The following is an 18,260-nucleotide window of genomic DNA, read 5'->3' as shown; positions in this document are numbered from 1 at the left end:
GGTGGGAGCGGCTTGTGACCGCCGACGTCCGCGGGCGCGTCACCGTGAACGGGGGAGCGCCGCCGTGAACAGGGGAGGGGCGTACGACCACGGGCGTGGGACGTGGCGCGCCACCGCCGCGCAGCCGTGACCGGGGCGAGCGCGTCATCGTGGCCGGGGAGCCGGGATCTCACCACGGGTGGGAGCGGCGCCGTCTCGGGTGTGCGCAGGATCACACCTCTCGTTCGGGTCCGGACGGAACCCCCACGGCGTGAGAGCCGTAACCAACCACATACGGTGAAAGTCATGGCGGGGACGGGCCGAAACGGGCCGTCCCCGGCACCCATCCGGAGAGGTTGAGCATGACCGATACCACACGCCGGGCCCTGATCCTCGGTACCGGAGCGGCCGGGGTGGCCGCCGCCCTGGCCGCCTGCGGCGGGGGCGGCTCGGATGGCGCGGCGGGCGGAGATGCCGGGGAGAGCGTGAACGTCAACGCCTCCGACATCCCGGTCGGCGGGGGCCGGGTCATCCGGGACAAGCGGATCGTGGTCACCCAGCCCACCCAGGGCGAGTTCAAGGCCTTCAGCGCGGTCTGCACCCACCAGGGGTGCCTCGTCGGCAGCGTCGACAAAGGGGCGATCATCTGCCACTGCCACAACACGCTGTTCGACATCGCCGACGGCTCGGTGAAGGAGGGCCCGGCGAAATCGCCGCTCCCCGCCCGGAACGTCACGGTCCAGGGCGACACGGTCGTCGTGGGGTAGCCGCCCGGCCGCTTCCGGCGCGGGCGGCCCGTTCCGCCCGCGCCGGAGACGGGACATGCGCGAGTAGGCTTTCGGTGTGGCGGATCCGGCAACGTACCGACCGGCGCCCGGTTCCATCCCCGAGTCGCCGGGCGTCTATCGCTTCCGCGACGCCGGCGGACAGGTGATCTACGTCGGCAAGGCGAAGAACCTCCGCCAGCGGCTCAACTCGTACTTCACCGACTTCGCCGGTCTGCACCCGCGGACCCAGACCATGCTCACCACCGCGGCCTCGGTCGACTGGACCGTGGTGAGCAACGAGGTCGAGGCGCTGCAGCTCGAGTACTCCTGGATCAAGGAGTACGATCCGCGGTTCAACGTCAAGTACCGGGACGACAAGTCATACCCGTACCTCGCGGTCACCATGGGGGAGGAGTACCCCCGGGTGCAGGTGCTGCGGGGCGCCAAGCGCAAGGGCACCCGGTACTTCGGCCCGTACTCCCACGCCTGGGCGATCCGGGAGACCGTGGACCTGCTGCTCCGCGTGTTCCCGGTGCGGACCTGCTCGGCGGGCGTGTTCAAGCGCGCCGCCCAGATGGGGCGGCCCTGCCTGCTCGGGTACATCGACAAGTGCTCCGCCCCCTGCGTCGGCCGGGTCACCGCGGAGGAGCACCGGAAGATCGCCGAGGACTTCTGCTCCTTCATGGCGGGCGACACCGGCAGGTTCATCAAACGGCTCGAGCGGGAGATGCGGGAGGCCGCCGAGGCCGAGGAGTTCGAGCGGGCCGCGCGGCTCCGGGACGACATCCGGGCCCTCCAGCGGGCCCTGGAGAAGCAGGCCGTCGTGCTCGGCGAGGCCACCGACTGCGATGTGATCGCCATCGCCGAGGACGCGCTCGAGGCCGCCGTGCAGGTGTTCTACGTGCGGGGCGGCCGCATCCGCGGCCAGCGCGGCTGGGTGGTCGACAAGGTCGACGACGCGTCCACCGGTGAGCTCGTCGAGCGGTTCCTGCTGCAGATGTACGGCGACGCCGCGGTCCCGCGGGAGATCCTCGTCCCCGTGGAGCCGCCGGACTCGGCCGCGCTCGCCGAGGTGCTGAGCGAGCGGCGCGGCGGCCGGGTCGAGCTGCGGGTCCCCCGGCGGGGGGACAAGAAGGCCCTGCTGGAGACCGTGGAGCGGAACGCCAAGGAGTCCCTCGCCCAGCACAAGATGCGCCGGGCGAGCGACCTGACCACCCGCAGCCGGGCGCTGCAGGAGATCGCGGACGCGCTCGGCCTGGAGCAGGCGCCGCTGCGCATCGAGTGCTTCGACGTCTCGCACACCCAGGGCTCCGACGTGGTCGGCTCCATGGTGGTGTTCGAGGACGGCCTGGCCCGCAAGAGCGAGTACCGGCGGTTCGCCGTGCGGAACCCGGACGGTGACGCGGCCTCGATCCACGAGGTGGTGCGCCGCCGGTTCAAGCGCTACCTGGAGGAGCGGGTGGCCACGGGCGACCTCGCCCCCGCCCTGGAGGGGGCGGAGGGCGACGAGGAGCGGCCGGGCGCGGGCACGCCGATCGACCCGGACACCGGCCGGCCGCGCAAGTTCGCCTACCCGCCCAACCTGGTCGTGGTGGACGGCGGCCCGGCGCAGGCGGCGGCCGCGCAGCGCGCGCTCGACGAGCTCGGCATCGACGACGTGGCGGTCTGCGGCCTGGCCAAGCGGCTGGAGGAGGTGTGGCTGCCGGGCGAGGACCACCCGGTGATCCTGCCGCGCGGCAGCGAGGGGCTTTACCTGCTCCAGCGGATCCGCGACGAGGCGCACCGTTTCGCCATCACCTACCATCGGTCCAAGCGGTCGAAGGCGCTGAAGGAGAGCGCGCTCGACGGGATCCCGGGCCTGGGACCGGCGCGTCGGCAGGCGCTGCTGCGCCATTTCGGCTCGCTGAAGCGGTTGCGCGACGCGACCGAGGAGGAGATCCGTGCCGTTCCCGGCATCGGGCCGGCGACCGCCGAGGCGATCGTCAGCGCGTTGCGGGGCGATAAGGCGTGAACGCGCCCCGGGCCAGGCACGCGGCGGCCGGGGACCGGGCGCACCGCGCCGTGCTCCCCGCGCGGGACGGCGCATCCATCGGCAGGGGCGGTGAGCGGAGATGACGACGAGACAGCCGTCGTTCGTGGTGATCACGGGCATGTCGGGGGCCGGGCGCAGCACCGCGGCCAAGGCGCTCGAGGACCTGGGCTGGTACGTCATCGACAACCTGCCGCCCGGCATGCTCTCCTCGCTCGCCGAGGAGGCGGGCAAGGCGACCGACCGGGTGGCCGTCGTGGTCGACGTGCGCAGCCTCGCGTTCACCACGGACCTCAACGCGGCGATCGAGGAGCTCGACGGCCGGGGCGTGGACGTCCGGGTGGTCTTCCTCGAGGCGGGCGACGAGGAGCTGGTCCGCCGGTTCGACAGCGTACGGCGCCCGCACCCCCTGCAGGGGGACGGCCGGCTCGTCGACGGGATCAACCGGGAGCGCGGGATCCTCCGGGAGGTGCGCGCCAACGCCGATCTCGTCATCGACACCTCGCGGCTCAACGTGCACGAGCTGCGCAAGAAGATCGCCTCGTACTTCGGCGGCGAGGACCGGCCGGGGCTGAAGGTCACCGTCGTCTCGTTCGGGTACAAGTACGGGCTGCCGGTCGATGCCGATATCGTGATCGATTGTCGGTTTCTGCCCAACCCGCATTGGGTGCCCGAGCTGCGGCCGATGACCGGGCTCGACGCGCCGGTCCGGGAGTACGTGCTCAACCGGCCGGGGGCGAAGGAGTTTCTCGACGGGTACGAGGAGGTCTTCGGAGTCGTGGCAGCCGGCTACGTCCGGGAGGGGAAGGAGTACGCCACCCTCGCCGTGGGGTGCACCGGAGGCAAGCACCGCAGCGTGGCGGTCGCCGAGGAGCTCGCGGCGCGATTGCGGGAACGCGGCATGGACGTCCAGGTCACCCACCGGGACGTGGGCCGCGAGTGACGCCCGAGACCGCGGGCGCTCCGGAGCGCTCCGGCGCCCCGGACGGCCCGCCCCCGAGACACGCCGAGCCGCCGGGGGGATCCGGCCGGCCGGCGGGCGGACCCAGGGTGGTGGCCCTCGGCGGTGGGCACGGCCTGTACGCGTCGCTGACCGCCCTCCGCACCGTCACCTCGAACCTGACCGCCGTGGTGACCGTGGCCGACGACGGCGGCTCGAGCGGCCGGCTCCGGCGCGAGCTCGGCGTGCTGCCGCCCGGTGACCTGCGGATGGCCCTCGCGGCCCTCTGCGGGGACGACGAATGGGGCCGTACGTGGAGCAGGGTCGTCCAGCACCGGTTCCGCAGTGAGGGGGAGCTGCACGGGCACGCGGTCGGCAACCTGCTCATCGTCGCGCTCTGGGAGCTGCTCGGTGACCCCGTCATCGGGCTGGAGTGGGTGGGCCGGCTGCTGGGCGCCCACGGCCGGGTGCTGCCCATGGCCTCGGTGCCGCTGGACATCCAGGCGGAGGTCGAGGTCGACGGGAGGATCACGACCGTCCGGGGACAGGTCGCCTGCGCCACCACCCCGGGCCGGGTGCTGTCGATCTCGCTGCTCCCGCCGGACCCGCCCGCCTGCCCGCAGGCCGTCGAGGCGATCCGCGAGGCCGACTGGGTGGTGTTCGGCCCGGGGTCGTGGTTCACCAGCGTGCTGCCGCACCTGAAGGTGCCGGAGCTGGCCCGGGCGCTGCACGAGACCCGCGCCCGACGCGTGGTGATCCTCAACCTGGCGCCCCAGCCCGGGGAGACCGACGGGTTCTCGCCGGAGAAGCACCTGGAGGTGCTGCGGGAGCACGCCCCCGCGCTCACCTTCGACACGGTGCTCGCCGACCATAGGGTCGTGGGGGACCGGCGGGCCCTGGAGAAGGCGGCGGAGGCCATGGGAGCCCGCCTGGTATTGGCGGATGTGGCCGTTTCGGACGGGTCTCCCCGCCACGATGGGCCACGTCTTGCCTCGGTGCTGGCAGAGATTTTCCATGGGAACCGGCGATCGTCTCGGGGCCACGTGCGAGAGACTGGCGCCTGAAGTCGTTCTGGGGGAGGGCACGCGCAGATGGCCATGACGGGCATGGTGAAGGACGAGCTGAGCCGGCTCTCGGTGCTCAAGCCGTGCTGCCGGAAGGCCGAGGTCTCGACGCTGCTGCGGTTCGCGAACGGGCTGCACCTGGTCGGGGGACGGATCGTCATCGAGGCGGAGCTCGACACGAACGTCGCGGCGCGGCGGCTGATCAAGGACATCTCGGAGGTGTTCGGGCACAAGGCCGAGGTGCTCGTGCTCGCGCCGTCCGGCCTGCGCAAGACGTCCCGGTACGTGGTGCGCGTCTACAAGGACGGGGAGGCCCTCGCCCGGCAGACCGGTCTCATCGACAACCACGGCCGCCCGGTGCGGGGACTGCCCCGGCAGGTGGTGGCCGGGGCGACCTGCGACGCCGAGGCCGCCTGGCGCGGGGCGTTCCTCGCGCACGGCTCGCTCACCGAGCCGGGCCGCTCGATGTCGCTCGAGGTGACCTGCCCGGGCCCTGAGGCGGCCCTCGCCCTGGTCGGCTCCGCCCGCCGGCTGAAGATCCACGCCAAGGCGCGGGAGGTGCGCGGCGTCGACCGGGTGGTGGTGCGGGACGGCGACGCGATCAGCGCGCTGCTGACCCGGATGGGGGCGCACGACAGCGTCCTGGCGTGGGAGGAGCGCCGGGTGCGGCGCGAGGTGCGGGCGACGGCGAACCGGCTCGCGAACTTCGACGACGCCAACCTGCGCCGGTCCGCCCGGGCCGCCGTCGCCGCGGGCGCGCGGGTGCAGCGCGCGCTGGAGATCCTCGGCGACGAGGCGCCCGAGCACCTGGTGATGGCGGGTCGGCTCCGGGTGGAGCACAAGCAGGCCTCGCTCGAGGAGCTGGGGCAGATCGCCGACCCGCCGCTCACCAAGGACGCGATCGCCGGCCGGATCCGCCGCCTGCTGGCCATGGCGGACAAGAAGGCGCAGGACCTCGGCATCGCCACCACCGAGGCGAGCATCCCCGCCGACCTGCTCTCGCAGTGAGCACCGGGCCCGCGCGCTGAACGGCGCGGGCCTCCGCTGAACGGCGCGGGTCTCCGGTGGGTGGAGCGGCCTCTGAGGACTGCGCGGGTCTCCGGTGGGCGGAGCGGGACTCGGCCATGAGCGGCGACGGGCTCTCGCGGTGCGCATCGGAGACTCTCGCGGCGCATGGGAGACCCTCACGGTGCGCGCCGAGGGGTCCCGCGGTCGCGCTCGAAAGGCCCCGTGGCCGCCGCATCGAAAGGTCCCGCGGGTCCGCGCATCGGGCCGTGCGGCGCGTGGCGAGAGGCCTCCTGGGCGGTGGCGAGGGCAGGCTTCCGTGGCGAGGGGCATGACCCTCGCGGTTCGCGCGACCGGGCGTTACGGCGGCGGCGCGGGCCCGGCCGCGCCCCGGCGCCGTTCGTCACGCCCGCCCTCGGGCCGGAGCACCGTCTTCCCTGGCCCGGAGCACCGCATTCCCGGGCCTGGAGCACTGTGTTCCCGGGCCCGGGCGCACCGCGCCCGGGAGGCCCCGATGGGCCCCATCCGTGCTTAATCGATCACAAGTACCGGGTCCAAATGGTCTAGACCGCTTGGCTTTCGATAGGGTCTGCTACTGAGGTTCCATCCAGCCATGGCGCCGGGGAACCGGCGCACGACCGTTGAGGAGTCGGATCCCGTGACCATCCGCGTAGGCGTCAACGGCTTCGGCCGCATCGGCCGCAACTTCTGGCGCGCCGTGGCCGCCAGTGGCAAGGACATCGAGGTGGTGGCTGTCAACGACCTCACCGACCCCGCCACCCTCGCCCACCTGCTGAAGTACGACAGCATCCTGGGCCGGCTTCCGAACGAGGTGAAGGTCTCCGGCGACGAGATCATCGTCGACGGGAAGTCGATCAAGGTGTTCGCCGAGCGGGACCCCGCCAAGCTCCCGTGGGGCGACCTCGGGGTTGACGTCGTCGTGGAGTCGACCGGGCTCTTCACCGACGCCAACAAGGCGCGCGTGCACGCCGAGAACGGCGCGAAGAAGGTCATCATCTCCGCGCCGGCGAAGAACGAGGACATCACGATCGTGATGGGCGTCAACCACAAGTCGTACGACCCGAAGGCCCACACGATCATCTCGAACGCGTCCTGCACCACGAACTGCCTCGCGCCGATGGCCAAGGTCATCCACGAGGCCTTCGGCATCGAGAAGGGCCTCATGACCACGGTCCACGCGTACACGCAGGACCAGAACCTGCAGGACGGCCCGCACCGTGACCTCCGGCGCGCCCGCGCCGCCGCGCTGAACATCGTGCCGACCTCGACCGGCGCCGCCAAGGCGATCGGCCTGGTGCTGCCCGAGCTCAAGGGCAAGCTGGACGGCTACGCGCTCCGCGTGCCCGTGCCGACCGGCTCGGCCACCGACCTGACCGTGGACGTCCGCAAGGAGACCTCGGTCGAGGAGGTCAACGCGGCGATCAAGGCCGCCGCCGAGGGCGAGCTCAAGGGCATCCTCTCCTACACCGAGGACCCGATCGTCTCCGCCGACATCGTCACCGACCCGGCCTCCTGCATCTTCGACGCCGGCCTCACCAAGGTCATCGGCAACCAGGTCAAGGTGGTCGGCTGGTACGACAACGAGTGGGGCTACTCCAACCGCCTCGTGGACCTGATCGAGTACGTGGGTGCCACCCTCTGATGATCGGAATCGACGAGCTCGACGTTAAGGGTCGGAGCGTCTTCGTGCGCTCCGACCTGAACGTCCCCCTCGACGGGGACAACATCACCGACGACGGCCGGATCCGCGCGTCGGCGCCGACCATCAAGAAGCTGGTGGAGCGCGGGGCCAAGGTGATCGTCGGCGCCCACCTGGGCCGCCCGAAGGGCCAGCCCAACCCGAAGTACTCGCTCGCCCCGGTGGCCCGGCGCCTCGGCGAGGTGCTCGGGCAGGAGGTCGCGTTCGCGACCGACGTGGTGGGCGAGTCCGCGCAGGCCACGGTCGCCGGCCTGAAGGAGGGCCAGGTCGCGCTCCTGGAGAACCTGCGCTTCGAGCCGGGCGAGGAGTCCAAGGACGACGCGGTCCGGGGTGAGTTCGCCGACAAGCTCGCCTCGTTCGCCGAGCTGTACGTCGGGGACGGTTTCGGGGCGGTGCACCGCAAGCACGCGAGCGTCTACGACCTGCCCAAGCGGCTGCCGCACGCGGCCGGCGACCTCGTGCGCGCCGAGGTCGAGGTGCTCAAGCGGCTCACCGAGAACCCGGTCCGGCCGTACGTGGTGGTCCTGGGCGGCGCGAAGGTCTCCGACAAGATCGGCGTGATCGCCAACCTGCTCGGCAAGGTCGACCGCCTGCTCATCGGCGGGGGCATGGCCTACACCTTCCTCAAGGCCCAGGGCCACGAGGTCGGCGGGTCGCTCCTCCAGGAGGACCAGCTCGACCAGGTGCGGGGCTTCCTCGCCGAGGCGGCCGAGCGCGGGGTGGAGATCGTGCTCCCGGTCGACGTGGTGGCCGCCACCCACTTCGCGGCGGACGCGCCCCACGAGGTGGTGGACGCGACCGCGATCCCGGCGGACCGGCAGGGCCTCGACATCGGCCCGCGGACCCGCGAGCTGTTCGCCGCCAAGCTCGCCGACGCCAAGACGGTGTTCTGGAACGGCCCGATGGGCGTGTTCGAGTTCGACGCCTTCGCCGGGGGCACCCGCGCGATCGCCGAGGCGCTGGTCAAGTCGGACGCGTTCACCGTGGTCGGCGGCGGTGACTCGGCGGCCGCGGTCCGGCGGCTCGGCCTGCCGGAGGACGGCTTCTCGCACATCTCCACCGGCGGCGGGGCGAGCCTCGAGTACCTCGAGGGCAAGAAGCTTCCCGGACTCGCCGCGCTGGAGGAGTAGCAGATGGCCGACCGCAAGCCGCTGATCGCCGGCAACTGGAAGATGAACCTCAACCATCTCGAGGCCATCGCGCTCGTCCAGAAGCTGGCGTTCTCGCTGACCGACAAGGACTACGACAAGGTGGACGTCGCGGTGCTCCCGCCGTTCACCGACCTGCGCAGCGTGCAGACCCTGGTCGCGGGGGACAAGCTCCGCATCCTGTACGGCGCGCAGGACCTGTCGGCGCACGACTCGGGCGCCTACACCGGGGAGATCTCGGGTGCGATGCTCGCCAAGCTCGGGTGCACCTTCACCCTGGTGGGTCACTCCGAGCGCCGGCAGTACCACCACGAGGACGACGCGCTCTGCAACGCCAAGCTCAAGGCCGCGTTCCGCCACGGGCTCACCCCGATCCTGTGCGTGGGCGAGGGCCTGCCGATCCGCCAGGAGGGCCGCCACGTCGAGTACACGCTCGAGCAGCTCGACGGCGCGCTGTCCGGGATCCCGGCCGAGCAGGCGAAGTCGATCGTGGTGGCGTACGAGCCGGTCTGGGCGATCGGCACCGGGGAGGTCGCCACGCCGAAGGACGCTCAGGAGGTGTGCGGGGCCATCCGGTCCCGGCTCGCCGAGAGCTACGGAGACGAGGTGGCGCAGGTCGTCCGTATCCTGTACGGAGGATCGGTGAAGTCGGGGAACATCGCCGGCATCATGGCGGAGCCCGACATCGACGGCGCCCTCGTCGGCGGGGCGAGCCTCGATGCGGGGGAGTTCGTCAAGATCTGCCGGTTCGGTGAGAACTCCGGCTGACCGGCCCGAAGTGAGGGTGCGACTTGTCATCAGGTCGTACCCTCATTAAGACAATGAATCGTCACGCCATCGACGTGCACACGGATAGTGGCACGCCCGGATAGAGGAACAGGTCTACGGTGACTATCGGCATCTCCATCACCCTCATCCTGTCGAGCATCCTGTTGGTGCTGCTCGTCCTGCTGCACAAGGGCAAGGGGGGCGGCCTGTCGGATCTGTTCGGCGGTGGCTTCTCCTCCTCGTTCGGAGGATCCTCGGTGGTGGAGCGCAACCTAGACCGGCTCACCATCATCACGGGTGTGATCTGGTTCGTGTGCATCGTCGCGCTGGGCCTGCTGCTCAAGCCGTAGCGGCGCGCCCGGCAAGCGGGACAGAGATTCACTCCCCCCTCCCCGGGGCGATCGAGCGCAAGGAGTTCACCGGTGGGTAGTGGCAACGCGATCCGTGGCAGCCGAGTCGGCGCCGGCCCCATGGGAGAGGCCGAGCGCGGCGAGGCCGCACCCCGTGTACGGGTCTCGTATTGGTGCGCCAACCAGCACGAGGTCCGTCCGGCCTTCGCCAGCGACGCGCCCATCCCGGAGATCTGGGACTGCCCACGCTGCGGGCTTCCGGCCGGGCGTGACCGGTCGAACCCGCCCGCTCCGCCGAAGAACGAGCCGTACAAGACGCACCTCGCGTACGTGAAGGAGCGTCGCAGCGAGGAGGACGGCCGGCAGATCCTCGCCGAGGCTCTGGAGCGGCTGCGCAAGTCTCCCCACCGCCCGAAGATCACGTACTGACCGCGATCGGCGCCGCCCCGGCGCCGGAACGGTGAAGCCCTCGCCCCGCCCGGGGCGAGGGCTTCCTGCTCTTCCGGGCGCGCGCCGCCGGGGCCGGCCCCTTCCAGTGGGGCTTGCCCGCGCGGCCCGGCCGCCGGGGCCGCCGGCGTGCCGGCCGCGGTCCGCACGTTTCCCGGGCCTCCCCGCCGCGTGACACGTGTGCGGGACGACCTCGGCTGGCCGGGCCCGCCGTGAGCACGCGCGCCGAGCGGGCCCAGGCCGCCGTCCGGCGCTCTGGCCGGCGCGCCTCCGGCGATCCCGCCGGCACGCCGCCCGGCCGGTCAGGCGTGGTAGACGCACTCCCCGTCGAGGAACGTCATCCGGACCCGGGTGGTCCAGATCTCACCCGGTTCCAGGGCGAACGGATCCCGGTCGAGCACGACCAGGTCCGCGGGCCGGCCCGGCTCGATCACCCCGGCGGGCGACCCGTTCACCCAGGCCGACCCCGCGGTGTACGCGGTGAGGATCGTCCGGAGGTCGATGCGCTGCTCCGGCAGGAACGGCGTCTGGGCGGTGGGGTAGGACGCGTGGACCGAGCCGCCCGGCTCGGTGCGGTTCACCGCAACGTGCATGCCCTGCAGGGGGTCGGCCGAGGAGACCGGCCAGTCGGACCCGGCGGCGAGCCGGGTGCCGTGCCGTACCAGGTCGGCGAAGGGGTACTGCCAGCGCGCCCGCTCCGGGCCCAGGTAGGGGATGCACAGCTCGTCCATCTGGGCGTGGTGGGTGGCCCAGAGCGGCTGGATGTTCGCGGTCACCCCGATCCGGGCGAACCGCGGCACGTCCTCCGGGTGGATGATCTGCACGTGCGCGATGTGGTGCCGGTTGGCCGGGTCGGTGCCGGAGAGGGCGTCGAGCGCCTCCCGCACCGCGCGCTCGCCGATCGCGTGGAAGTGCACCTGGAACCCGAGCGCGTCGAGCTCCTTGACGTACCCGGGCAGCAGCTCCGGGTCCACGTAGGAGAGCCCGGTGCCGCCGCAGCCGCAGTACGGCTCGATGACCGCGGCGGTGAAGTTCTCCGGGATCCCGTCCTGCATGATCTTCACCGCGGTGGCCCGGAACCGGGGGAGCCCGTCCGCGCGTGCCCGCCGCTCCACCAGCTCGGGGATCTGCTCGGCGCCCCGGGTGCGGTCCCACCACAGCGCCCCGACCACCCGCGCCTTGAGCCGCCCGGACTCGGCGGCCGACAGGTAGACCGGGAGCTGGTCGTCCGACCCGGCGTACGAGCCGACGATCGCGTCCTGCCACCCGGTGATCCCGAGGGAGAACAGGTGGGACTGCGCGTCCATCAGGGCGGCGTCGAGGTCGGCGGCGGTGGGGCGCGGGGTGAGCAGGCCGACGAGGTCCATGGCGCCCTCGTGGAGCACGCCGCTCGGCGTGCCGTCCGGGTCGCGCTCGATCCGGCCGTCGGCCGGGTCGGGGGTGTCCTTGGTGATCCCGGCGAGCTCCAGCGCCCGGGTGTTCACCCACGCCGCGTGGTGGTCGCGCTGGACCAGGTACACCGGCCGGTCGAGGAAGTCGAGCTGGGTGCGGTGGGGCAGGCCGCCCGGGAAGGCCGACATGTCCCACCCGCCGCCGTCGATCCACTCCCGGTCCGGGTGCGCGGCCGCGTACTCCGCGATCTTCGTGAGGTAGGCGTCGAGGCCGAACACCCCGGACAGGTCGCACTTGGCGCGCTCCAGCCCGGCCTGCACGGGGTGGATGTGCGCGTCGACGAACCCGGGGGTGAGCAGCCCGCCGGCGAGGTCGACCGGCTCGGCCCCGGGCGCGAGCCGTACCAGGTCGGCCTCGCGGCCGACCGCGGCGATCCGGCCGTCCCGGACGAGCACGGCCTCGGCGAAGCCGCCGGGCGTGAAGACGCGGCCGCCCTTGAACAGGATCTCAGCGCACACGGCTCTCCTCTCTTCGGGTCTGCACTGCGGGGCTGCGCGGCGGGCTCAGTGGCCGGTGATGAGGTCGGCGATCTTGGCGAGCACGGAGGTGCGGGCCAGCCCCGCGCTCTCCCGGGCGTCGGCCAGCCGGTAGAGGCGGTACATGGAGTGGACGCCGAGCCACCGCAGCGGCTCGGGCTCCCACGCGCGCACCCGGCGCCCCACCCAGGGCAGGCCGGTGAGCTCGGTCTCCCGGCCGAGCACCAGGTCGCACAGGGTACGGCCGGCCAGGTTGGAGGTGGTCACCCCGTGGCCGGTGTAGCCGCCGGCCCAGCCGAGCCCGGTGGCCCGGTCCACGTGGACGGTCGAGCACCAGTCGCGGGGCACGCCGAGCACCCCGGACCAGGCGTGGTCCACCCGGAACCGGGCGACGGCGGGGAAGAACGCGGTGAGCAGCTCCCACAGCGCACCGATGGTCCAGGCGGGGGTGTGGCCCCGGGCATCGATCCGCGACCCGTAGAGGTACGGCTTGCCGCGCCCGCCGAACGCGATCCGGCCGTCGGCGGTGCGCTGCGCGTAGATGTAGTAGTGGGCCATGTCGCCGAGGAGCTCCTGGCCGTCCCAGCCGATCTCCGCCCAGACGTCGTCCGGCAGCGGCTCGGTGACGATCATGGAGCTGTTCAGCGGCAGCCAGGCCCGGCGGTACCCGGGGATGCGGGCGGTGAACCCCTCGGTGCAGCGGAGCACGTAGCCGGCCCGCACCGTGCCGCGCGGGGTGACCGCCCGGCCGGGGGCGATCTCGGTGACCGGGGTCCGCTCGTAGATCTCCACGCCGAGGCGCCGCACGGCCTCGGCGAGCCCGCGGACGAGCTTGGCCGGCTGGATCCGGGCGCAGTGCGGGGTCCAGGTCGCGGCCACGGCGCCGTTGACCCGGATCCGGGAGTCGAGCTCCCCGGTGGAGAGCAGGCGGACGTCCTCCTCGGTCCACCCCCACCGCCGCTGGGCGGCGAGCGACTCGTGCAGCCGGGCCGCCTGGGCGGCGGAGCGCGCGACCGTGAGCTCCCCGCCCTTGACGATGTCGGCGTCGATGCCCTCCGCCGCGGCCACCTTGATCACCTCGTCGATGGCCGCGAACATCGCCCGCTGGAGCCGCCGGACGGCGTCGGCGCCGTGGGTCTTCGCGTAGCGCTCCGGCGATCCGGCGAGCGCCCCGGTCAGCCAGCCGCCGTTGCGGCCCGACGCGCCGAACCCGGCGAACTCCTTCTCCAGGACGGCGATCCGGAGGGACGGCTGCGCCTTCTTGAGGTAGTAGGCGGTCCACAGCCCGGTGTACCCGGCGCCGACGATGGCGACGTCGGCCTCCAGGTTCCCGTCGAGCGGGCCGCCCGGCTCGGGCACCCCGATCGAGCGGTACCAGAACGACACCTCACCGTTGACGAAATCCGGCGACAGCGGAGCAGTCATGGCGCCAATCCTGCTATATCAGTGACGATCTCGCTATCCTGCGACGAAAATCGTGGCATAGTTCCGGTACTTGTGCGGATGCCCGGCTGTTTTCGGCCGCTGTGGGAACGGAAACGGGTGGCTCATCTCCGTGTAGCCGTGGTGTAACGGCGCCCGGCGAGACTGTGGGGGGACCAGGGAGAGGGGAGGAGCTGCCGATGGGGTTCTACCGGATCAGAACGACGGTGGACGAACGGCCGGGACGGCTGGCGTCCATCGCCGCGGCACTCGCGGAGAAGGGCGGCAACATCCTGGGGCTGTCGGTGCAGAGCGACGCTGACGGCACGGTGGACGAGTTCCTGGCGGACGTCCCCGCGTCACCCGAGGCGATCCGGGCCGCCCTGGAGGCGGCCGGAGGGCGCGGGGTGCGGATCGTGCCCGCCACCGCCCGCGAGCTCACCGACGAGCCGACGCGCGCCCTGCTGCTCGCCGCGCGGCTCACCGCCGCGCCCTGGCGGCTGCCCGAGGTGCTCGCCGAGCTGCTGCGCGCGGACGACGCACGCTGGGTGTACGGCTCGTCCGCCGGCGACCTGGCCGGAGAGCTGCCCGACCCCACGCTGCTCGTGGTGCCCGTGGCGCCCCGCCGGGCGGTCCGGATCCGCCGCACCCGCCTGCCGTTCACGCTCGCCGAGGCCGCCCGCGCGGCGGCCCTCGCCCGCCTGGTGCAGCCGCCCCGGGAGCCCGCCACCGTGGGCGAGCCGGTGCGGCTCGCCGACGGCGCCGAGGTCGTGGTCCGGCCGCTCACCGAGCACTACCGGGAGTCCCTTCGCGACCTGCACGAACGCTGCTCCCCGGAGACGCGCCGGCTGAGGTACTTCACCTCGCTCCCGCAGCTCCCGCCGGACATGTTCGACCGGCTCTGCGACCGCGACCGCGGCAGGTCGTTCGTGGCCGGCCGGGACGGCCAGGTGGTGGCCCTGGCGAGCCTGATGTTCACCCCCGCCCCGGGCATCGCGGAGATGTCCCTCCTCGTCGAGGACCGCTGGCAGGGCAAAGGGCTCGGCGGCATCCTCGCCCGGATCCTGCTGCGGCAGGCCGGCGACCTCGGGCTCGCCGAGGTACGGGTCACCCTGCTCGCCGAGAACGTCCGGATGCGCCGGTTGCTCGGCTCGCTCGGGGCCACGCCGATGCCCACCGAGGACCCTCGGATGCTCGAGGCGCGGATCCCGGTCGGGGTGATGGCGATGGCCTCCTAGCCCACGGCCGGCTCCGCCGCTTCCGGATCGACCCGCGGACCGTCCCCCTCCTCCTCGGGTCCGGGGCCGGAGCCGTACCCGGGCTGCGGCCCGCGCCGCGGGGTCACGGGGAGGCGATGCGACCGAGGGACGGCGGGATCTTCGCCGCCGCCGCCCGGTCGAGCAGGAACATCGTCCGCTGCCGCCCCCGCGCCGCGGCCGCCGGCACCTGGTACGGCCCGGCCCCGGAGAGGGCGAGCCACACGGCCTGCGCCTTCTCCGCCCCGGCCGCGATCACCCACACCTCCCGGGCCGCCTGGATGGCGGGGAAGGTGAGGGAGAGCCGGGTCGGGGGCGGCTTCGGCGCCCCGTGCACCGCGACCACCGGCCGGTCCTCCTCGTACACGGCGGGCTGGCCGGGGAAGAGCGAGGCGACGTGGGCGTCGGGCCCGATCCCGAGCAGCAGCACGTCGAACGAGGGCACCGGGCCGTGGTCCTCGGGCCGGGCCGCCGCGGCCAGCTCGGCCGCGTACGCCTCCGCCGCCTCCTCCGGGGTGAGCCCCGAGTCGGAGCCCGGCATCGGGTGCACCCGGCCCGGGTCGACGTCCACGTGGTCGAGGAGCGCCTCCCGCGCCCCGGTCTCGTTCCGCTCGGGGTCGCCGGACGGCCGGAACCGCTCGTCCCCCCACCAGATGTCGAGCGACCGCCAGTCGATCGCGTCCCGGGCGGGCGTGGCGGCGAGCGCGGCGAGCGTCGCGATGCCGATCCCGCCGCCGGTGAGCACCAGGTGGGCCGAGCCCCGGGCGGCCTGCGTGTCGACCAGCCGGGTGATCAGCCGGGCGGCGACGGCCTGCGCGAGCACCTCGGCGTCGCGGTGCACGATGACGGTGGGAACGCTCACGGTCTGCTCCTTACGGTCAGCCCTCGCCGGACGGTCCGGCGGCGGGGCCGGGGGTCAGGACGTGCGGGCGAGGTTGCGGATCGCGGCAGCGTAGATGTCGTCCGGGTCGAGCCGGCGCAGCTCCTCGTCGAGCAGGTCCGTGGTGGACCGCCGGGCGAGGGCGACCCGCCGGCCGGGCTGGCCGGGCAGGGTCAGGGTCGCCATGCGGCCGTCGGTCCGGGTCAGCGTGAGCCGCTCCCCGCCCACGAGGTCGAGGGTCACCCCGGTGAGCCCGGGGCCCGGCGAATCGGCCACCTCGACCGGCACGTCCAGCCGCTCCGACAGCCACGCGGCGAGCAGCGGCGCGCTCGGGTTCCCGGCCGCCCCCTCGACCACGCCCCGCTCCACCCGGCCGACCGGCTCGTCGAAGCAGGCGGCGAGCAGGCTGCGCCACACCGTGATCCTGGTCCACGCCAGGTCGGTGTCGCCGGGCGCGTAGGTGGCGGCCCGGCCCCGGATCGCCGCGATCGGGTCCGGCGCCGCCCGGGCGTCCGTGATCCGGCGGTCGGCCAGCCGGCCGATCGGATCCTTCACCGGCACCGTGGGGCACCGGCCCGGCCACCAGGCGACCACCGGGGTGTCCGTGAGGAGCAACGGCATGATCACCGAGTCGGCGTGCGCGGTCAGCTCGCCGTACAGGCGGAGCAGCACCACCTCGCCCGGCGCGCTCTCGCCCACCCGGACCTCGGCGTCGAGCCGGTTCGGCTCGTCCGGATCGCGATTGATGAGCACGAGGATCCGCGAGGGATGCTCCCGAGCCGCCTCGGTGGCGGCCCGCGTCGCGTCGTACTGGCCGGCCTCGTCGACCACGACCACCAGGGTGAGCACCATGCCGATCGCGGGCGCGCCGAGCTGGTGCCGCAGCATGGTGAGGGTCGAGGAGATCTTCGACGCGGTCGTGTCGGACAGGGTGAAGATCGTCACAGCCGCCTCCAGGCGCGTCCGTCCCTCGCGAGCATCGCGTCGGCCGACGGCGGCCCCCAGGTGCCCGCCGGGTACCCCTCAGGTCTGCCGCAGGTGGCCCAGTACTCCTCGATCGGATCGAGGATCATCCACGAGAGCTCGACCTCCCGCTGGTGCGGGAAGAGCGGCGGGTCCCCGATGAGCACGTCCAGCAGCAGCCGCTCGTACGCCTCCGGCGAGGACTCCAGGAAGGACTCGCCGTAGGCGAAGTCCATGCTGACGTCCCGCACCTCCATGGCCGTCCCCGGCACCTTGGAGCCGAACCGCACCGTGATACCCTCGTCCGGCTGCACCCGGATGACCAGCGCGTTCTGGCCGAGGATCTCGGTGTCGGTCTTGCTGAACGGCAGGTGCGGGGCGCGCTGGAAGACGATCGCCACCTCGGTCATCCGGCGGGTGAGCCGCTTGCCGGTCCGCAGGTAGAACGGCACGCCCGCCCACCGGCGGTTCGCGATCTCCAGCCGGACGGCCGCGTAGGTCTCGGTGGTGGAGTCCGGCGGGATGCCGTCCTCCTCCAGGTAGCCGACCACCGGCTCGCCGCCCTGCCACCCCCGGGTGTACTGGCCCCGCGCGGTGCCGGTGGCCAGGTCCGCGGGGAGCTGGACCGCGCTGAGCACCTTCTCCTTCTCCCGGCGCAGCGAGTCGGCGTCGAAGTTCCCCGGGTCCTCCATGGCGACCAGCGCCAGGAGCTGGAGCAGGTGGTTCTGGAGCACGTCCCGGGCGGCGCCGATGCCGTCGTAGTACCCGGCCCGGCCGCCCACGCCGATGTCCTCGGCCATGGTGATCTGGACGTGGTCCACGTAGCCGCGGTTCCAGATCGGCTCGTAGAGCGTGTTGGCGAACCGGAGCGCGAGGATGTTCTGGACGGTCTCCTTGCCCAGGTAGTGGTCGATCCGGAACACGCACTCCTCGGGGAAGACCGTGTTGATCAGCGCGTTCAGCTCGCGGGCGGTCTTCAGGTCGCGCCCGAAGGGCTTCTCGACCACGACCCGCCGCCACGCGCCGCGCGGCGCGTGGGCGAGCCGGGTGCGCTTGAGCTGCCGGATCACCGGGGCGAACAGCTTCGGCGGCACCGCGAGGTAGAACGCGTAGTTGCCGCCCGTGCCCCGGGTCTGGTCGAGCTCGGTGAGCAGCGCGGTGAGCCGGTCGAAGGCGTGGTCGTCGTGGAGCTCACCCGGGCAGAAGCGGAACCCCTCGCTGAGCTGGGCCCACACCTCCTCACGGAACGGGGTGCGCGCGTGCTGCTTCACCGCGTCGTGGGCGATCTGCGCGAAGTCCTCGTGCGCCCAGTCCCGCCGGGCGAACCCGACCAGGGAGAAGCCCGGGGGCAGCAGCCCCCGGTTCCCCAGGTCGTAGATCGCGGGCAGCAGCTTCCGGCGCGCGAGGTCCCCGGTCACCCCGAACAGCACGAGCACACAGGGACCGGAGACGCGCGGCAGCCGCTTGTCCCGCGGGTCCCGCAGCGGGTTGCCGGAGTAGGTCTGCCGTGCGGCGGTGGCCTTCGGCGTCGTGGCGTCGCCGCCTTCCGGATGGTCCTGCTCCGTCATGGATCCTCCTTTGCGATCCCGTGTGG

16 protein-coding genes are annotated in these 18,260 nt (G+C 72.9%); 11 read left to right on the top strand and 5 right to left on the bottom strand.

The annotated features are described in order from the left end of the window. Window positions 1-341 precede the first annotated feature (341 nt). The 10 genes from TBIS_RS09895 to TBIS_RS09850 all read left to right on the top strand — a co-directional run bounded on the left by TBIS_RS09895 (window position 342) and on the right by TBIS_RS09850 (window position 10,199). A complete protein-coding gene (locus tag TBIS_RS09895; RefSeq protein WP_013132243.1) occupies window positions 342-746 on the top strand; it encodes a Rieske (2Fe-2S) protein in 405 nt (134 codons plus the stop codon). 76 nt (window positions 747-822) lie between these two features. Continuing rightward, window positions 823-2,757 (top strand): excinuclease ABC subunit UvrC, encoded by a 1,935-nt coding sequence (gene uvrC, locus TBIS_RS09890; protein ID WP_013132242.1) that lies wholly within the window; start codon window positions 823-825, stop codon window positions 2,755-2,757. A gap of 100 nt (window positions 2,758-2,857) precedes the next feature. Continuing rightward, complete coding sequence (gene rapZ, locus TBIS_RS09885) at window positions 2,858-3,718, top strand: RNase adapter RapZ (protein WP_013132241.1); 861 nt, start codon at window positions 2,858-2,860, stop codon at window positions 3,716-3,718. A 107-nt stretch (window positions 3,719-3,825) separates the two neighbouring features. Then, entirely contained in the window at window positions 3,826-4,779 is a 954-nt protein-coding gene (locus tag TBIS_RS09880; RefSeq protein ID WP_013132240.1) for a gluconeogenesis factor YvcK family protein, read from the top strand. 27 nt (window positions 4,780-4,806) lie between these two features. Further along, the gene (gene whiA, locus TBIS_RS09875; protein WP_013132239.1) at window positions 4,807-5,787 is read left to right on the top strand and encodes a DNA-binding protein WhiA; all 981 of its coding nucleotides are present in this window, start codon (window positions 4,807-4,809) and stop codon (window positions 5,785-5,787) included. 655 nt (window positions 5,788-6,442) lie between these two features. Beyond that, entirely contained in the window at window positions 6,443-7,447 is a 1,005-nt protein-coding gene (gene gap / locus TBIS_RS09870) for a type I glyceraldehyde-3-phosphate dehydrogenase (RefSeq protein ID WP_013132238.1), read from the top strand. Further along, window positions 7,447-8,634: a phosphoglycerate kinase gene (locus tag TBIS_RS19840; RefSeq protein ID WP_013132237.1), complete on the top strand. Its 1,188-nt coding sequence runs from the start codon at window positions 7,447-7,449 to the stop codon at window positions 8,632-8,634. Before gap ends, TBIS_RS19840 begins: the two co-directional genes overlap by 1 nt. Window positions 8,635-8,637: 3 nt before the next feature. Next, window positions 8,638-9,420, top strand: coding sequence for a triose-phosphate isomerase (tpiA, locus tag TBIS_RS19835; RefSeq protein WP_013132236.1), 783 nt, complete (start codon window positions 8,638-8,640; stop codon window positions 9,418-9,420). Between the two features lie 119 nt (window positions 9,421-9,539). Then, window positions 9,540-9,770 carry a preprotein translocase subunit SecG gene (gene secG, locus TBIS_RS09855; protein WP_013132235.1) on the top strand — a complete coding sequence of 77 codons (231 nt, stop codon included), beginning with the start codon at window positions 9,540-9,542 and terminating at the stop codon, window positions 9,768-9,770. A gap of 72 nt (window positions 9,771-9,842) precedes the next feature. Next, window positions 9,843-10,199 (top strand): RNA polymerase-binding protein RbpA, encoded by a 357-nt coding sequence (locus TBIS_RS09850; RefSeq protein ID WP_013132234.1) that lies wholly within the window; start codon window positions 9,843-9,845, stop codon window positions 10,197-10,199. Between the two features lie 320 nt (window positions 10,200-10,519). Here the strand turns inward: TBIS_RS09850 and TBIS_RS09845 are convergent, their stop codons facing one another. After that, window positions 10,520-12,127 (bottom strand): amidohydrolase, encoded by a 1,608-nt coding sequence (locus TBIS_RS09845; RefSeq protein WP_013132233.1) that lies wholly within the window; start codon window positions 12,125-12,127, stop codon window positions 10,520-10,522. Between the two features lie 45 nt (window positions 12,128-12,172). Beyond that, window positions 12,173-13,570 carry an NAD(P)/FAD-dependent oxidoreductase gene (locus TBIS_RS09840; protein ID WP_013132232.1) on the bottom strand — a complete coding sequence of 466 codons (1,398 nt, stop codon included), beginning with the start codon at window positions 13,568-13,570 and terminating at the stop codon, window positions 12,173-12,175. A 197-nt stretch (window positions 13,571-13,767) separates the two neighbouring features. On the opposite strand from TBIS_RS09840, the gene TBIS_RS09835 reads away from it, so the two are divergent. Next, window positions 13,768-14,805 carry a GNAT family N-acetyltransferase gene (locus TBIS_RS09835; protein ID WP_013132231.1) on the top strand — a complete coding sequence of 346 codons (1,038 nt, stop codon included), beginning with the start codon at window positions 13,768-13,770 and terminating at the stop codon, window positions 14,803-14,805. 103 nt (window positions 14,806-14,908) lie between these two features. On the opposite strand, the gene pgl is transcribed toward TBIS_RS09835, so the two are convergent. The 3 genes from pgl to zwf are packed head-to-tail and all read right to left on the bottom strand — an operon-like array spanning window position 14,909 to window position 18,234. Beyond that, window positions 14,909-15,685 (bottom strand): 6-phosphogluconolactonase, encoded by a 777-nt coding sequence (pgl, locus tag TBIS_RS09830; protein WP_013132230.1) that lies wholly within the window; start codon window positions 15,683-15,685, stop codon window positions 14,909-14,911. 54 nt (window positions 15,686-15,739) lie between these two features. Beyond that, window positions 15,740-16,648 (bottom strand): glucose-6-phosphate dehydrogenase assembly protein OpcA, encoded by a 909-nt coding sequence (locus TBIS_RS09825; protein ID WP_013132229.1) that lies wholly within the window; start codon window positions 16,646-16,648, stop codon window positions 15,740-15,742. Beyond that, window positions 16,645-18,234 carry a glucose-6-phosphate dehydrogenase gene (zwf, locus tag TBIS_RS09820; RefSeq protein ID WP_013132228.1) on the bottom strand — a complete coding sequence of 530 codons (1,590 nt, stop codon included), beginning with the start codon at window positions 18,232-18,234 and terminating at the stop codon, window positions 16,645-16,647. Before zwf ends, TBIS_RS09825 begins: the two co-directional genes overlap by 4 nt. Window positions 18,235-18,260: the final 26 nt, after the last annotated feature.

The sequence above is a fragment of the Thermobispora bispora DSM 43833 genome (genome assembly GCF_000092645.1).
GTDB lineage: Bacteria > Actinomycetota > Actinomycetes > Streptosporangiales > Streptosporangiaceae > Thermobispora > Thermobispora bispora.
Note: the sequence above shows the minus strand (reverse complement) of the source record. Positions and strands in the feature narration are given on the sequence as shown.

Excerpts from the sequence above, each read along its gene's own strand:
- TBIS_RS09895 (WP_013132243.1), top strand. The coding sequence starts at position 342 with ATGACCGATACCACACGCCGGGCCCTGATCCTCGGTACCGGAGCGGCC.
- rapZ (WP_013132241.1), top strand. The coding sequence starts at position 2,858 with ATGACGACGAGACAGCCGTCGTTCGTGGTGATCACGGGCATGTCGGGG.
- whiA (WP_013132239.1), top strand. The coding sequence starts at position 4,807 with ATGGCCATGACGGGCATGGTGAAGGACGAGCTGAGCCGGCTCTCGGTG.
- TBIS_RS19840 (WP_013132237.1), top strand. The coding sequence starts at position 7,447 with ATGATCGGAATCGACGAGCTCGACGTTAAGGGTCGGAGCGTCTTCGTG.
- tpiA (WP_013132236.1), top strand. The coding sequence starts at position 8,638 with ATGGCCGACCGCAAGCCGCTGATCGCCGGCAACTGGAAGATGAACCTC.
- TBIS_RS09840 (WP_013132232.1), bottom strand. The coding sequence starts at position 13,570 with ATGACTGCTCCGCTGTCGCCGGATTTCGTCAACGGTGAGGTGTCGTTC.
- TBIS_RS09835 (WP_013132231.1), top strand. The coding sequence starts at position 13,768 with ATGGGGTTCTACCGGATCAGAACGACGGTGGACGAACGGCCGGGACGG.
- zwf (WP_013132228.1), bottom strand. The coding sequence starts at position 18,234 with ATGACGGAGCAGGACCATCCGGAAGGCGGCGACGCCACGACGCCGAAG.